Consider the following 14990-nt stretch of genomic DNA (forward strand, 5'->3'; position numbering starts at 1 on the left):
AGCCCTAGGGCAGTTGCAGTTTGACGGCGCCGGGGTGTTGCTTGACGACTGAGTACGGCAGGATCGACCACTCGGGTTCATCGCAACCACGTTGTACTCGCGGGAAGTACGGCCCCAAGTAAATGCCCTTGGCGGTGAAGTACCAATCGAAAACGCCCCAGATGTTTTCATCGGTGTAGTCGCAACTGTCTTCATCACCTTCGGCTGGCTTCTTCATTTCGTCGGGATACAGCGAGGTGAATTGCTTTATAAGCCATTGCGCAAACTCCTCCCTCTGTTTGCCTTCGCTTGTTCCAGTCGAATTGCCTTCACGCCCACCCACCGCCAAAACGTCTTCCAGCTTTATCGCCTCCCCAGTATGAACATTGAGATTGATCGGGGAGTTGCCGACATCCGGATGCGCGCCGCCACAGTCGTAACCGGTGTTGATGTTCAGGCTGACGATATCGGACGACAGAAACGTGGGCGCGACGCTTTGCCATTGCTCGGCATTTTCACCACCTTGCAGCATGCAGCCGTGATAACTGATGACCTCTTTCCAGAGCCGTCCCAACAATTGCTCGTTGATCCGCTGTTGCTCTTCTTTGGGATAACCAGACTCAATGCTGAAGAAAGAGATTTTGGACTCAGGCTCTGCCCACCATTGCAGGTCGTAGCCCATGAAGTTGTCTTTCTTCCCCGGTTTGAGCTTGAGCCCCTGTAAGCGCAAATACTCGTACGGATCGTCCTTCGCCAACGTGGCAATAAAGGGCAACGTCGTTGCAGTCGGCGCTGGAAGTTTGGCCTCGACCAGTTGCACCGGCAGCTTTTTGCCCTTCGGGTTTTGCCATTCGCCCTGCCAACCATTGGCGGTGGATTTCAGATTTAGGGTTGGGAGTGGCTTGTCCTCGCTGAAGCGATTGTTGCCCTCGACCAGCGTCAGCGTGCTGTCCTGCAACGCGCCACTGAGGGGCAGATCGCGGTGATACTTCTCGTAGAAGTAACGACCGGTCACTTCATCCGGCTGCTGGGTGTTGAGCTCCACCACAATCGGCGTCTTGCCCAGCGTGCCAGTGAACACACGTCTGCCGTCATCAGCCTGAGCAGTAGAAAGCAGTGAAAACAACGCGGCGGCATATGGCGCCAGGCGCAACAGTCCCTTGAGCATGGATCGATCCCTGAGTGAGTCGGAGGTCGCGCCGGGACGTGAGTGCCGGCGCTGGTAAATGCGGGGCGGATTATGGCGGGGGTGGCTTAACTAATCGAATTTTGTCGGTTGTACTCTTCCAGCCAGGCTTCGCGCTTTAACGCTTCGATCTCTCGGCGCACTTGTTTGCGCCGTTTTTTGGCTTCCTCGACTTCAGCCTCCTCAAGAGCGCAATACTGACGTAGCCAATGAACAATCATTTCTTCAAGTGGCCAGTAGTAATCCTTAGCACCCTTGCTGCTTCTCGGGGTGTCATTCATATCCTCGTCAAATACCATTGCGGCCATTTCATCAGGCGGCAAACTGCCTCTTTCGGCGACCCTTTCCTTGAAGATCCAGGCGATCTCGTCGATGTGTTTTTGCGCACTGCGATGACTGCGCCGATAGAACTGCTGTGAGTGACAAACTGATCTGAAGTGCTCGATCATCTGGTCAGCGTCGATCCATTGCGCAAGATCGTGATTGATCGCATGAACCATTACACCGTTGAGCCAGCGATCAGCAAAGCGCTGGACAACGCCCTCAACGTCCGCTTTTTTCGCATCAGCGAGAATCACGCAATACCGCGTTTTTACGTGCATGACGAACAACACATTCTTGCGCTGCACGGTGATGGCGTGAACCAGCCACTGCTCGGTCGAACTGTCCGGCTCGTCATCTTCGATGAAGGGTGACGGTGCGTTGTATTCAACCGGCGTGATCGTTTCGCCCTTGTGGACGCGACTGAAGAACTTGCTGGCGGCTTCTGTGCAGTTGAAGATCAACATCATGTTTCTCTGTTTGTCGTGAGGGGATCATCAATAGTCCGGTACGCGCTCCTCCGCCCATTCGATTTCGTATGGCTGGCGATCAGCATCCGAAATAATCTCGCGCATCTTGTCGCTAAGGACTGATAACTCTGCATCGGTCAGCAGGTTGTGTGCAACCATCAGCCTCAACGACAACCATGCATCTTTGCGGCTCAGTCCATCAAAGGTCATTGCCATATCCTTGTCTCGACTTCGTATAAGTCGATAGAGCGTCAGATAACGAGCGTGAGCCGAGAGAGCACCGTTTTGAGCAACGGTTCTGGTCTCAGCCAAAACACCTTGGCAAAAACGGTCCAACGCAAGCTTTCGTAATTCTTTGTACTTTTTCCAGTCACTTTCGGAAATCGACATGAACCTCACCTCTCGCCCATATTCAAGTGAGACCGGGTAATTGATTACTTCATTGAGATAATCAGCAGAACTACCGACAACAATCCAATATAGACCCAAGCATGCACCCGATCCGGTACCCGCCCGATCCACCGTGTGGCCAGTCGAATCCCCAGCATCGAGCCCAGCGTCAGCACCGCAAACGCCAGCAGATCCACATACCCGACAAACCACGGCCCGAGTTCTGTCTCGCTGTACCCCGCCAACAGCATGTACGTCAGCGTTCCCGCCAGCGCCACTGGCACGCTCAACGGATTGGCCATCGACGTCGCCTGCGACATGCTCAACCCACAACGCCGCAATAACGGCACGGTCATGACGCTTCCTCCTACGCCGAGAAAGGTTGCGATGGCGCCAATGCCTACACCGCCGCCGCACGTTTCCAGTGTTCCCAATCGCCGTGGGATGGCGCCTTCGGACTGCGTAAGAAATCCGCGTCGCAACAGGCAATCGACAATCGTCACGCCGAGGTAGGCGATGAAGGCATAACGAATGATTTCGCCGCTGACCCACACCGCAGCGACTGCGCCGACGACTGCGCCCAATCCGATGAACCCGCCTAAGGGCCACAGGTAATCACGGATGAGGTTGCCGGCGCGGCGATGTTTGTCGGTCGCGACCAAGGCGTTGACGATCATCACGCAGGTCGAGGTGGCGACGGCGATGTGCATGGCGGATTGGCTGATCGGGTCGTCGGCGCCGTGGCTGGCGGTGAGCATGCGGTACAGCAGCGGCACGCCGACGAAGCCGCCGCCGAAGCCGAAGAGCACGGCGGTGACGCCGGTCAGGCAGCCGAAGAGTGTCAGCAGGAGATAGAACATAGCGTGTCGTCCGTTGTTGGGGAGCGGTCGACGATAGAGCGGCGACACTTGGCCTGCCTCAGCAAGTAAGCCAATAATGTTTGCGTTTACGCCAACTGCTGGGTGCCGCTCGATGCGCAATGTTTCGATCAATCTGCTGGATGACACGCCGCGCCCGCTGGTGGCGATCGGTACGGATTATTCCCACGGCTATCTGTTGCCACGTCATACGCATCGGCGGGCGCAATTGTTGTACGGGGCGACCGGGGTGATGCAGGTCAGCACGCATGACGGCAACTGGGTGGTGCCGCCGCAGCGGGCGGTGTGGATTCCGCCGGGTGTGGCGCATGAGGTGTTGATGCTCGGGGTCAGCACTCGCAGTTTGTATATCGAGCCGGGAGCGGTGGATCTGGGTGAGCGTTGTCAGGTGATCAGTGTGTCGCCGTTGATGCGGCACTTGCTGATGGCGGCCGTAGAGTTGCCGCTGACGTATGACCTGAGCGGGCGCGACGGCGTGCTGATCGATTTGTTGCTGCATGAATTGGTACGCAGTGCGCCGTTGCCGCTGCATATCCCGCTGCCGCCTGACGGAAGACTGCTCGAACTGTGTCAGACCTTTCTGCATCAGCCGAATGCCCACCAATCACCCCAGCAATGGGCTCATCAGCTGCACGTAAGCTTACGCACCTTCAACAGACTGTTTCGTCAGCAGACCGGCCTGAGTTTCAGCCAATGGCGCCAGCGCGCCTGCGTGGTATTGGCGCTGGCACGGCTGGCGGCCGGTGAATCGGTGACGCGGATTGCCCTGGATTTCGGCTATGACAGCCCGGCGGCGTTCTCGACGATGTTCCGCCGGATCCTCGGTCAGGCACCGTCCGTCTGGTTGGAGGCGGCGAACTAGGGCAAATCAAAAAATGCGTTTGATCCCGGCCGAAAACAACTGTACAAAAACACAGTACATTTTCCATCAGCACTCTCGAGCCCGGAGCACACCATGGCCTCTTCTGCGATGAACCTCATCCTCGAACGTATCGCCCTTTTCCAGTTCACCCCGACCCATTGCGCCCAGGCCCGAGGGATGTTGGGCTGGAGCATTGAACAGTTGGCGCGAGAGGCCAAGGTTTCAGTAGACGAGATTCAGCGCTTCGAAGCGCAACAGGACGTGGCGGATGAGGTGCGGCTGGCGTTGACCTATCGGTTTGAGGCGCAGGGGCTGGTGTTCTTTCCGGGTTTTGCGCCGGGGCGTTCGACAAGCAATGGTTCGACAGCCGAATCAGTGCGTGGGGATTATGCGATGGCGGAGTGATTCGGTTCGCCTGATGGAGGCGAACCTGCACCAGTGAGTCAGGCCCCTTGGACCACCACCTCACTCTCCCCTTCAACCGCCAACCACCACGCACTCCCGCGTTGCGGCTGTGCCAAGTTGAACGCCTCGCCCATTTGCGGCGTGGTGATGGAAACACTGCGTTCCCAGGCCAGTGCAAGAATGCGGTCGAAAGGTTCATGCCAGGCGTGCATCGCCAGGTCGAACGTGCCGTTGTGGATCGGGAACAGCCAGCGCCCCTTGAGATCGATGTGGGCCTGCAGGGTTTCCTCAGGTTGCATGTGCACGTGGGGCCATTCGACGTTGTAGGCGCCGGTTTCCATCAGGGTCAGGTCAAACGGGCCGTACTGTTCGCCGATGCGTTTGAAGCCGTCGAAGTAGCCGCTGTCACCGCTGAAGAAAATCCGTGTGTCGCCGTGGATGATCACCCAGGAAGCCCACAGGGTCTGGTTGCCATCGAACAGACCGCGACCGGAAAAGTGCTGCGACGGGGTGGCGATGAAACGGATGCCGGCGACTTCGGTGCCCTGCCACCAGTCGAACTGGTGGATCTTGCCGGCATCGATGCCCCATTTGATCAGGGTGTCGCCGACGCCCAGCGGGGTCAGGAAGACGTTGACCTTGTCGGCCAGTTTCAACACCGCTTCGTAGTCGAGGTGGTCGTAGTGGTTGTGCGACAGGATCACCGCTTCGATCGGCGGCAATTCATCGATGCTGATGGGTGGCTGGTGAAAGCGTTTCGGACCGGCCCATTGAACCGGCGAGGCGCGCTCGGCGAACACCGGATCGGTGATCCAGAACTTGTCTTGCAGTTTGAGCAGCAAGGTCGAGTGACCGAGGCGATAGACGCTGTGGTTAGGCGCCGCGATCAGGTCCGCGCGGGTCAACGGCTGCACCGGAATGGCCGCCGCCGGCCGGGTGTTGCGCGGCTTGTGGAAAATCATGTTCCACATGATCCGCAGCATCTTGCGCAGACCTTCGCGCTGCACTGGCGCGTGGTTGCGAAACGTCCCTTCTGACTGTCGCGAGGCTTCAGGGGACTGAATAACCGCAGAGGAAATCGATTTGGCCATAGCTGAATGACTCCAGAAAAACCGCGCAATTCACGGTTTTCCACGGTGGGACGATAAAGGGCCAAAGCACGCACGCATCAGCCGGACATCTGGTTTTAGGATTCACCGATTAAGGCAACATTACACTCACCGGTGTAGTTTCTAGGTTGCATCAATCCGGATGGCAAGTAAACTGCCGAGTGTAATTTCACCCTTTTTCTGCCGAATCGAATTTATGACAGCTCCAACGCGCCTCACCGATCGCAAACGCGAAGCCATCATTCTGGCGGCCATTTCCGAATTCCGTGCCAACGGTTTCGAGGTCACCAGCATGGACAAGATCGCGGCCACCGCCGGGGTATCGAAGCGCACGGTGTACAACCATTTCCCCAGCAAGGAAGAGCTGTTCGCCGAAATTCTCAACCAGTTGTGGGCACGGATCAGCACCGAGCAAGCCGTGTCGTACCAGCCCGACCAGCCATTGCGTGATCAACTGCGAACAATGCTGCTGGCCAAACTGCAGATGATGGCGGACGACAATTTCATGGATCTGGCCCGCGTCGCCATCGCGGCCGCGATCCACTCGCCAGAGCGCGCGCAAAACATGGTGGCGCGCATGGGCGAACGAGAAGAAAGCGTGACCGTGTGGATTCGCGCAGCCCAGGCGGACGGTCGGTTGAAACCGGTGGATCCTGAGTTCGCCGCGCATCAGGTGCAGGGGCTGTTGAAGACGTTTGCCTTCTGGCCACAGATTTCCATGGGCCAGCCCTCCCTCGACAGCACTACGCAAAATGCCGTGGTCGATTCTGCGCTCGACATGTTCCTGGCCTGCTACCAGCTCTAGACAAGGCCTGCGCCACGGTAAATGGCTCACAAGGACACTGAATTTTCTCGCTGGAATAAATGACAATGTCTGTCATTGGCCGATGAACGGTCTGTCTGAAGTATTACACTGCAAAGTGTTTCAGAATGAATCTGGCGCAGAACATCATGGAAAACCAACGCGGCAAAGGCTTGTCATTCGCCAAGCGCATTTATTTGCCACGGGCCATCGGTTTGGGCATCGGTTTTTTCAGTGTCGGTGCCGCGCTGTATCCGTTGAACATGCCGGGCTGGCTCTGGGCGCTGTTGCTGTTCAACGGTTTTCTCTGGCCGCACGTGGCTTATCAATGGTCGACCCGCTCGGCTTTCCCCTATCGCGCCGAACGCCGCAACCTGCTCTATGACTCGGTGTGCGGCGGTTTCTGGACCGCATGTTTCCAGTTCAACCCGCTGACCACCGTGACCATCCTGTCGATGATGACCATGAACAACGTGGCCGCCGGCGGCCAGCGTCTGTTCCTGCTCGGCGCCCTCGCCCAAGTGATTGGCGTGCTGCTGGGCTGGTCGGTGTTCGGCGTCAATTTCACCTTGACGGCCACGCAGACTCAGGTCTGGGCCTGCCTGCCGATGCTGACCCTTTATCCGTTGGCGCTGGGCATGGTTTGTTACCGTTTGGCGATCAAACTCGCCGAACACAAACGCAGCTTGAGCGCCTTGAGCCGCACCGACAGCCTGACCGGCCTGCTCAACCACGGCGCCTGGAAAGACTTGCTGCATCTCAAGTTCCAGCAGTGCCGGCAGCACAATTCCCACGCGATTCTGGCGCTGATCGACATCGATCATTTCAAGTCGATCAACGACAGTTACGGGCACATCGTCGGCGATGCGGTGCTGCGGCAATTAAGTCACGAACTGAAGTTCGTGCTCGACGGAAGCGAGCTGGCCGGACGATACGGCGGCGACGAATTCTGCGTGATCCTGCCCAACCTGCCCCTGAGCAAGGCTGAAGCGCTGATGGAGCAACTGCGTCAGGCACTGGATCGATACCGCCATCCCGACGTTTCCGAGCTGCGAGTCAGCCTGAGTATTGGGCTTGCTCGCTATCAAACCTCTTACACCGATGCCCTTGAGTGGTTCGAAGATTCCGACAAGGCGTTGTACACGGCCAAGCACACGGGACGTAACACGATCAGCGTAGCGTTGAGCCGAACACCCGCCTGAAAAACTTGTACAAAATTGAGAAAAATCGATTTCTTGTACAAGTTTATAAAGTTTTGTATAAGTTAATCCGCCAGCCGGGATGCTGGCACACTGCTTCCAGCCATCGAGATATCTGGCTGGCTGACGCGGAAACAGGGACCCCACCTTCAGTCCTATTTCCAGAGTGCCATGAACATGATTTTCAACCGCTACAAGACTGCCCTCGTCGATCTCCAAAACACCATCAACCAACAAGCCGGCCTGCTGGAGGCGATCAACCGCTCCATGGCAGTGATCGAATTCGATGTCGACGGTGTGGTTCTGCGCGCCAACGACAATTTCCTGAAAACCATGGGTTACACGCGTGAACAGGTGGTCGGCCAGCCCCATCGCCATTTCTGTTCCCCAGAGTTTGCCCGTGGCAATCAGTACACCGAGTTGTGGTCGCGATTGAAAAGCGGCCAATTTCAGTCTGGCACCTTTGAACGTATCGACAGCCAGGGCCGACCGATCTGGCTCGAAGCCAGCTATAACCCGATCAAGGATGACTCGGGCCGCGTGGTGAAAGTGGTCAAGTACGCCATGGATGTCACCTCGAAGGTGCAGCAGGAAAGCGAAGCCAATGCGAAATTGCAGGCGATCGACCGCGCCATGGCGGTGATCGAATTCGATCTCGACGGCAATATTCTCACTGCCAATCAGAATTTCCTCACACGCATGGGCTACACCCTTGCCGAACTGAAAGGTAAACATCACCGCTTGCTCTGTACCGCTCAACTGGTCAACAGCAGCGCCTACCAGGATTTCTGGCGCCGGTTGAATCAGGGCGAACTGTTTCAGGGCCAGTTCGAACGCGTAGACAAACGCGGGCAGACCGTGTGGCTTGAAGCCAATTACAACCCGGTCTACGACGCCGCCGGCCGCTTGTGCAAAGTCGTAAAATTCGCGTCCGACGTAACCGCCCGGGTCGAGCAGCATGAGCAGGATGCACGCAGCGCCAGCGCCGCTTATCACATCTCCGTCGCCACCCGAAAAGTCGCCGAGCAAGGTACGCAGGTGATCCAGCAGGCGGCCAGTGAAATGCGCGACATCGCCGACGACATTGCCGAATCCTCGACCTTGATCGCACAACTGGGCGAACGCTCCGAACAGATCACCGCCATCGTCAACACCATCCGCTCGATTGCCGATCAGACCAATCTGCTGGCCCTGAACGCTGCCATCGAAGCCGCCCGTGCCGGCGAGCAAGGTCGCGGTTTCGCCGTGGTGGCCGATGAAGTCCGACAACTGGCGGCGCGCACCAGCGGTTCAACAGCGGAAATATCCAGCATGATCGGCCTGATCCAGAATGAAACCCGTCAGGCGATCAAGAGTATGGAAGGCACTCGAGGACGCGCGGCACAAGGTGTTGAACTGGCGGATCAGGCTGGTACGGTGATTTTGCAGATCCGTGACGGCGCCAGCGAAGCGGTGGAAGCCGTGAGCATGTTCGCCAATGACCGGGCGCCGGGTTAAACACGATCACGGCAAACGCAGCGCCCGCCCCAGTTCATCGAACAACGTGACCACCGAGCGCAATGCGCGGCAGTCCGGGCGGGTCAGCAGCCACAGCGCGGTGTCGTAACCGTGCAAGGGTTCGCTCAGGGTTTGCAGCCCTTCATTGATGAGAAAGTCCGGCAACGCCGCCACGCCCAGTCCGGCGCGGACCAACTCCGTCACCGACAGCATGCTGTTGCAGCGATAGCTCGGCGTCACACCGGGCAATTGCTGACGGCGCCAGGCGACGGTCGGGTGATCGGGCAGAAAGTCGTCCGGCGCGATCCAGGTCAGCGCCGCCAGATCGGCCGCTTCAACCTTTTGTAGATAACGCTGACTGGCGCAGACCCGGTAGGAAATCTTCGCCAGCTCCCGTCCGACCAGATGCTCCGGCGGCGTACGCGTCAGGCGCACGGCGATGTCGGCATCACGACGGCTGAGGTTGGCGAAATCGTTGGAGGTGCTCAGCTCGATGGTCAGTGCCGGGTAGTTCGGCATGAACTGCGCCAGCGCCGGCAGCAGCAGACCTTGCAGCACCGAGTCGGTACAAGTCAGACGCACCGTGCCGCTGACCACTTCCCCGCCCTGCTCCACTCCGACCCGCGCCGCTTCCAGTGCCTGCTCGGCACGTTCTGCCTGCTCAGCAAGGGTCTGCGCAAGGCTGGTGGGCAAATAACCGGCGCGGCTTTTTTCAAACAGTTGCTGACCGAGTGACGCTTCCAGTCGGCGCACGGCGCGAAACACCGTCGACACATCGACCTTCAACAGCTGCGCCGCCCGGGCCAGAGAGCCGCCGCGCACTAAAGCGAGGATCAGGGCCAGATCCGGAAAGTCGAGTCGATATTGCGTAGCTGCATTGATCACTTGGGCAAACGCCAATTTAGAGTGCGTGAACGCCAATCTATAGTGAGCGTCATCACTCAACAAGCACAGCGAGTACTCATGGAATCCAGAGCCCTGCGCATCGCCCTGATCGGTGATTTCGATCCGCAAGTCACCGCCCACCAGGCCATCCCGGTCGCCCTCGGACTTGCGGCAGAGCACCTTCGCCGTCCGGTCGATTTCGAATGGTTGGCCACCGACCGAATCCTGCCCGAAACGCCGCTGCAAACATTCGACGGTTTCTGGTGTGTACCGGCCAGCCCCTATAAAAGCGAAGACGGTGCCCTGCGGGCCATCCGCTTTGCCCGCGAGCGGCAGCGCCCGTTCCTCGGCACCTGCGGCGGTTTTCAGCATGCGGTGCTGGAGTTCTCCCGCAACGTGCTGGGTTGGGCCGACGCCGAACATGGCGAAACTTCGCCCGACTCCAGTCGCGCGGTGCTCTCGCCGTTGACGTGTTCATTGGTGGAAGCCGTGGACAGCATCCATCTGGTGCCCGGTTCGTTGATCGCCAACGCGTACGAAACGTCGGAGATTCACGAAGGCTATCGCTGCCGCTACGGTGTGAATCCGCAGTTCGAACGAGAGTTGCTGACCCATGAACTACACGCCGTGGGTCACGATTCGGCAGGCGATCTGCGCGCCATCGAACTGAAAAACCATGTGTTCTTTGTCGCCACACTGTTCCAGCCGGAACGCGCAGCGCTCAAGGGGAAATTGCCGCCATTGGTGCGAGCGTTTGTCGAAGCCTGCTCGGAGCAACCTTGATGAAACCGAACACTGAATGTTTCGCCGTGATCTTCACCTCGACCCGCACCGAGGGCGACAACGGCTATGCCGAGGCCTCCGGGCGCATGATGCAATTGGTGACCGAGCAACCGGGTTTTCTGGGCATCGATTCGATCCGGGGGGCGGACGGGGTGGGGATTACGGTTTCGTACTGGGAGAGTGAGGCGGCGATTCTGGCCTGGCGTGACCATCCGGAGCACCGGGTGATTCAGGCGCGTGGGCGGGCCGAGTGGTATTCGGCGTTTCATACGCGGGTGTGTCGGGTGGAGCGGGAGTATCGGTTCGGCCAGTGAGTACTAAGGTGTATTCACTGGCCCCTTCGCGGGCAAGCCCGCTCCCACAGGGTACTGCGTTGTTCTCAAGATCACGCGGGACCTGTGGGAGCGGGCTTGCCCCGGGCGGCGTTCCGACGATGAGGCCGGAACAGTCACGACCAGACTTCAGCCCTTCACCAGACTACGCACCGCCTCAATCTCCGGCACTTCCCGTTTATTCATATAAACGCGCAACGGCTCGGTAATGTTGATCCGGTCATCGATGTTCTGGTCCAGCAGCAACTGGATCAGTTCGCGCTTGAGGGTCATGGTCTGTTCGGTGGTCGGTGCCCAGACGAATTCGCTGCACGGGATGATGCCGTCATCGGCCACGTCCATGCCAAACGAATCCTCACTGAAGCGCACGATGTACTGGCCGGTCTTGCGGTTGAGGCCGACAAAGCCCTTGAGGTCGTCGGCGGCCTGGCAGATGAGTTGCGATGTGATGCGCATGGTAAACCTCACGAAAAGGATCGATGGTCTACACGCAGGGCAATGAGTGGCGCGCCCTCTGCCGGGGCGGTTGCCGTGGCCAAGCGTACTGCAAACAAACGCACAAAAGTGCGGAAATTTTCGCTTTCAGTACGTTTATGTCGGTCTTGCGATAGCACGTTTTCGTTTGAGTTGCTAAAAGGGACATCTTCGAAAATACCTGCGAAAGGACCTCGACATGCCCGCCACTTTTACCAAAAGCGCTCTGCTGCTGAGTCTGATGCTCGGCCTCGGTCAGGCCCACGCCGCCAGCCAGCCAACACCGGTTGCGCTCGCTGCCTCCGAGGGCATTCCGCACCCGGCGGTGATCGCCCACCGTGGCGCCTCCTTCGACGCACCGGAATCCACCGCAGCGTCCTACAAACTGGCCCGTGACCTGGGCGCCGACTACCTGGAAATGGACTTGCAGCGCAGCAAGGACGGCGTGCTGTTCGCCCTGCACGACGACAATCTGCAGCGCACCACCGACGTCGCCACCAAATTTCCGGAGCGCAAGGACAGCCCGGCCAATGCCTTCACCATGGCCGAACTGAAAACCCTCGACGCCGGCAGCTGGTACAACGCCAAGTACCCGGATCGCGCGCGCCCGTCCTATGTCGGTCTGAAGATTCTGACCCTCGACGAAATCATCGACATCGCCCAGGCCAATCCGAAGCACAAGCCGGGCCTGTACATCGAAACCAAGGAGCCGAAGCTGTTCCCGGGGATCGAACATGACCTGAAGGAAAAACTCCAGGCCCGCGGCTGGCTGATACCGGCCGGCGCCAAACAGGCTAAAAACGTCGCCAGCGTCGGCGAGAGCAACGGCAAGGTGATCCTGCAGACCTTCGAGAAGAGCAGCCTGGAAATGCTGCAAAAGGAAATGCCGCAGGTGCCGAAGATCCTGTTGCTGTGGGTGGGCGAAGGCAGCATCGAGCCGAAATCCAAAGTGACCTTTGCCGAATCCGGCGAGAAGGACAAGAACGCGTTCTACGGCAAGCAAGAGCCGAAATCCGAAGCCGAATTCAAGCAGTGGATCGACTACGCCAAGGCTCAGGGAGCAATCGGCACCGGCCCTTCGGCGAAGCTGACCCACGGCGGCGATCAGAGCTATTCGGATCTGGTGCAGCCTTGGATGAACAAGTACACCCACGACAAGGGTCTGCTTGTGCACGTCTACACCGTGGATGAGCCGGTGGACTTCAAGAAAGTCATGGCTTCTGGCGTCGACGGCATCTTCACCAACCGCGCCAGCGAACTGCTGAAGTTCTACAAACGCCCGGCCGCCGCCAGTGTGGATCAGGTGTTGAAGAACAACGGTTTCTGATGCAACCGGACACCCCGTGGACAGGCCGCCTCTGGCTGGGGCACGACCATGGCCTGATCCACGGGATGTCGGGGCGCACTGCGCCCCACTCTCACTACGCACACCAACTGATTCTTGCCCCTGACCGCCCGGTGACTGTGCTGGTCGAGGACAACCCCGTCACCACTTCCCGCCTGCTGATTGCCTCGCAGACTCGGCATGCGATTGTCGAGGCGACGGATCCAGTGTTCACCGTTTACGCCGAACCGTTGCGGTTTGATGCCGAGACATTGCGCGATGCGCTGTTCGACATCGAGTGGTCGCTGCCGACGCTGGATCACGCCATTGGACAATGCCCGCGTCGCCCTCTGAATGACCCGCGAATCGAACGGGCCCTCGCCAATGTCGATGCTTCGCTGTCGAGCAAAGTCGCCGCCAGCGCCGTGGCCGATTCAGCCCATGTGTCGCTGAGCCAGTTGCAGCGGTTGTTCGTCAGCCAGGTCGGTTTGCCGGTGCGACGGCTGGTGCTGTGGCGGCGACTGCGGCTGGCAATGGCCGCGATTCTGGCGGGCAGCCCGGTAACCGACGCCGCACACGCCGCCGGGTTTGCCGACTCCGCACACTTCTCCCGCAGCCTGAAAAAACTCTTTGGGGTCACGGCGCGTCAGGCGTTGCAGCACATCGAATTGCGCCTGCTGGACTGACTCAACGTCTCAAGCCCTCCGGCACTTTCGGCTCCTTGCCCAGCGTTGCCGGTTCGAATGGATCGAGTAACTGGGCCACGTAGTCACGGGGAAAATCCGGACGGCTGCCGATGCCCAGATCGCCCTCGCCGATCCGGTATTTCTCGGTGTAAAAACCGGTCCCCAACAGCCAGTCCCACAAGGTGAAGAACAGCCCGAAATTGACGTCACCGGCGCGCCCGTACTTCATGTGATGAAAGCGGTGCAGCGGCGCCCAGGCGAAAATCCAGCGCAACGGGCCAATACGTATGTCGACATTCGAATGCTGCAACAACAGCTGGATCGCAATCGCGAACGCCAGCAACACCGCAACTTCGGACGAAATGCCCAGCACCAGTAACGGCAACAACCCCGCCGTCGCCTCCAGCAATTGATGCAGTGGATGTTTCATCAAACCGTTGAACCCGTAGAGCCGCTCGACACTGTGATGAATCGCGTGCAAACGCCACATCCACGGCACGCGATGACTGGCGTAATGCATCAGGCTCATGCCTGCATCGGCGATGAACATCGCAAGCAGCACTTGCAGCCACAACGGCCAGTTCGACGGCCAGGCCCCGTCAATCGCCAGCAGCGCCACCAGCCCCGGCAATGCCAGCAGGCCGACGGCATTCAGCGCTTCGTTGACGAGCGCGTGCAGGATGTCGCGACGGCGGTGACCGGCGGGACGGTTCCAGTTCACTTCATAAGGCAATAGCCATTCACCCGCAAACGATACCGCCAGCGCCACAACAAACAGCGGCAACAACCACACCAGCGAATACCCCGCCAACCCTATTGCGCCGCCAATAAATCCAACGCAGAACAACGGCGCGTACAGCCACGAAAAGATGCGTTTCATGCCCACCTCCATTAATCGAAGGCTGAGCATGAAAGTTGGCGCAAAACCGCAATTGAACAAACGACGCAAACCGCTCGGGTGTTTTTAAGGGTGAATTAAGTTGCGGTGATTAACCTGAACGCACTTAAACGAATCACCCAAAGGAATAACCGATGAAAACCCTGACTGCCCTGTTTACCGCTGCCGCCCTGACCCTCACCGCTGGCCTGGCCCAGGCTGACGTTCGCGTTGACCAGATCCCGCAACTGGTCAAGGAAGGCAAGATCAAGTCGCTAGAGTCGATGAACGCAGAAGCGCTGAAACTGCATCCGGGTGCGACCATTACCGACACGGATCTGGATAACCACTTCAATGGTTATGAGTACGAAGTTGAACTGCGTACTGCTGATGGCAAGGAGTTCGATGTGGACTTCGACGCTACCACCGGCAAAGTGCTGAGCAACAAGCAAGACACGTGATTGACCCAACTCTCCCTGTGGGAGCGAGCTTGCTCGCGACGGCGTCCGGTCGGCCAACCAAGAGGTTGAC

17 protein-coding genes and 2 pseudogenes are annotated in these 14990 nt (G+C 58.6%); 11 read left to right on the plus strand and 8 right to left on the minus strand.

Annotated elements, in window-relative coordinates; all coding sequences use genetic code 11:
• Positions 1 to 4 precede the first annotated feature (4 nt).
• The 4 genes from CAF63_RS04995 to CAF63_RS05010 all read right to left on the minus strand — a co-directional run bounded on the left by CAF63_RS04995 (position 5) and on the right by CAF63_RS05010 (position 3206).
• Positions 5 to 1147: a hypothetical protein gene (locus tag CAF63_RS04995; RefSeq protein ID WP_085683616.1), complete on the minus strand. Its 1143-nt coding sequence runs from the start codon at positions 1145 to 1147 to the stop codon at positions 5 to 7.
• 86 nt (positions 1148 to 1233) lie between these two features.
• On the minus strand, positions 1234 to 1953 hold the full coding sequence (locus CAF63_RS05000; protein ID WP_085683617.1) for a hypothetical protein: 720 nt from the start codon (positions 1951 to 1953) through the stop codon (positions 1234 to 1236).
• Positions 1954 to 1983: 30 nt separating this feature from the next.
• The gene (locus tag CAF63_RS05005; protein ID WP_085683618.1) at positions 1984 to 2346 is read right to left on the minus strand and encodes a hypothetical protein; all 363 of its coding nucleotides are present in this window, start codon (positions 2344 to 2346) and stop codon (positions 1984 to 1986) included.
• A 44-nt stretch (positions 2347 to 2390) separates the two neighbouring features.
• Entirely contained in the window at positions 2391 to 3206 is an 816-nt protein-coding gene (locus CAF63_RS05010) for a sulfite exporter TauE/SafE family protein (RefSeq protein ID WP_085683619.1), read from the minus strand.
• A 112-nt stretch (positions 3207 to 3318) separates the two neighbouring features.
• Between CAF63_RS05010 and CAF63_RS05015 the strand changes: the two genes are divergently transcribed.
• Positions 3319 to 4086 carry a helix-turn-helix transcriptional regulator gene (locus CAF63_RS05015; RefSeq protein ID WP_085683620.1) on the plus strand — a complete coding sequence of 256 codons (768 nt, stop codon included), beginning with the start codon at positions 3319 to 3321 and terminating at the stop codon, positions 4084 to 4086.
• Positions 4087 to 4179: 93 nt separating this feature from the next.
• Positions 4180 to 4491, plus strand: coding sequence for a helix-turn-helix transcriptional regulator (locus tag CAF63_RS05020; RefSeq protein WP_085683621.1), 312 nt, complete (start codon positions 4180 to 4182; stop codon positions 4489 to 4491).
• A gap of 38 nt (positions 4492 to 4529) precedes the next feature.
• On the opposite strand, the gene CAF63_RS05025 is transcribed toward CAF63_RS05020, so the two are convergent.
• Positions 4530 to 5582: an MBL fold metallo-hydrolase gene (locus CAF63_RS05025; RefSeq protein WP_085683622.1), complete on the minus strand. Its 1053-nt coding sequence runs from the start codon at positions 5580 to 5582 to the stop codon at positions 4530 to 4532.
• Between the two features lie 214 nt (positions 5583 to 5796).
• Between CAF63_RS05025 and CAF63_RS05030 the strand changes: the two genes are divergently transcribed.
• From CAF63_RS05030 to CAF63_RS29155, 4 genes and pseudogenes are all read left to right on the plus strand, one after another.
• Complete coding sequence (locus CAF63_RS05030) at positions 5797 to 6405, plus strand: TetR/AcrR family transcriptional regulator (RefSeq protein WP_085683623.1); 609 nt, start codon at positions 5797 to 5799, stop codon at positions 6403 to 6405.
• 146 nt (positions 6406 to 6551) lie between these two features.
• Positions 6552 to 7604, plus strand: coding sequence for a diguanylate cyclase (locus CAF63_RS05035; protein WP_085683668.1), 1053 nt, complete (start codon positions 6552 to 6554; stop codon positions 7602 to 7604).
• A 264-nt stretch (positions 7605 to 7868) separates the two neighbouring features.
• A pseudogene (locus CAF63_RS29150) lies at positions 7869 to 8552 on the plus strand (PAS domain-containing protein); the annotation flags it as partial.
• Positions 8553 to 8660: 108 nt separating this feature from the next.
• A pseudogene (locus tag CAF63_RS29155) lies at positions 8661 to 9098 on the plus strand (methyl-accepting chemotaxis protein); the annotation flags it as partial.
• A 6-nt stretch (positions 9099 to 9104) separates the two neighbouring features.
• Here the strand turns inward: CAF63_RS29155 and CAF63_RS05045 are convergent.
• Positions 9105 to 10046 carry a LysR family transcriptional regulator gene (locus CAF63_RS05045; RefSeq protein ID WP_085683624.1) on the minus strand — a complete coding sequence of 314 codons (942 nt, stop codon included), beginning with the start codon at positions 10044 to 10046 and terminating at the stop codon, positions 9105 to 9107.
• Positions 10047 to 10061: 15 nt separating this feature from the next.
• Between CAF63_RS05045 and CAF63_RS05050 the strand changes: the two genes are divergently transcribed.
• Positions 10062 to 10766: a CTP synthase gene (locus CAF63_RS05050; protein ID WP_085683625.1), complete on the plus strand. Its 705-nt coding sequence runs from the start codon at positions 10062 to 10064 to the stop codon at positions 10764 to 10766.
• Positions 10766 to 11080, plus strand: a complete 315-nt coding sequence (locus CAF63_RS05055; RefSeq protein WP_085683626.1) for an antibiotic biosynthesis monooxygenase — start codon at positions 10766 to 10768, stop codon at positions 11078 to 11080. The genes CAF63_RS05050 and CAF63_RS05055 overlap by 1 nt, the downstream gene beginning before the upstream one ends.
• A 147-nt stretch (positions 11081 to 11227) precedes the next feature.
• On the opposite strand, the gene CAF63_RS05060 is transcribed toward CAF63_RS05055, so the two are convergent.
• On the minus strand, positions 11228 to 11554 hold the full coding sequence (locus CAF63_RS05060; protein WP_007951085.1) for a DUF2025 family protein: 327 nt from the start codon (positions 11552 to 11554) through the stop codon (positions 11228 to 11230).
• Positions 11555 to 11771: 217 nt separating this feature from the next.
• Here CAF63_RS05060 and CAF63_RS05065 point away from each other — a divergent pair, with 217 nt between their 5' ends.
• Both CAF63_RS05065 and CAF63_RS05070 read left to right on the plus strand, forming a co-directional pair.
• Positions 11772 to 12899, plus strand: coding sequence for a glycerophosphodiester phosphodiesterase (locus tag CAF63_RS05065; RefSeq protein WP_085683627.1), 1128 nt, complete (start codon positions 11772 to 11774; stop codon positions 12897 to 12899).
• Positions 12899 to 13582: a helix-turn-helix domain-containing protein gene (locus tag CAF63_RS05070; RefSeq protein ID WP_085683628.1), complete on the plus strand. Its 684-nt coding sequence runs from the start codon at positions 12899 to 12901 to the stop codon at positions 13580 to 13582. Before CAF63_RS05065 ends, CAF63_RS05070 begins: the two co-directional genes overlap by 1 nt.
• Before the next feature lies 1 nt (position 13583).
• Here the strand turns inward: CAF63_RS05070 and CAF63_RS05075 are convergent, their stop codons facing one another.
• Positions 13584 to 14462 (minus strand): sterol desaturase family protein, encoded by an 879-nt coding sequence (locus tag CAF63_RS05075; RefSeq protein ID WP_085683629.1) that lies wholly within the window; start codon positions 14460 to 14462, stop codon positions 13584 to 13586.
• 152 nt (positions 14463 to 14614) lie between these two features.
• Here CAF63_RS05075 and CAF63_RS05080 point away from each other — a divergent pair, with 152 nt between their 5' ends.
• On the plus strand, positions 14615 to 14920 hold the full coding sequence (locus CAF63_RS05080; RefSeq protein WP_085683630.1) for a PepSY domain-containing protein: 306 nt from the start codon (positions 14615 to 14617) through the stop codon (positions 14918 to 14920).
• The last annotated feature ends 70 nt before the right edge of the window (positions 14921 to 14990 follow it).

The organism is Pseudomonas sp. B20(2017) (assembly GCF_002113125.1).
Classification (GTDB): Bacteria; Pseudomonadota; Gammaproteobacteria; order Pseudomonadales; family Pseudomonadaceae; genus Aquipseudomonas.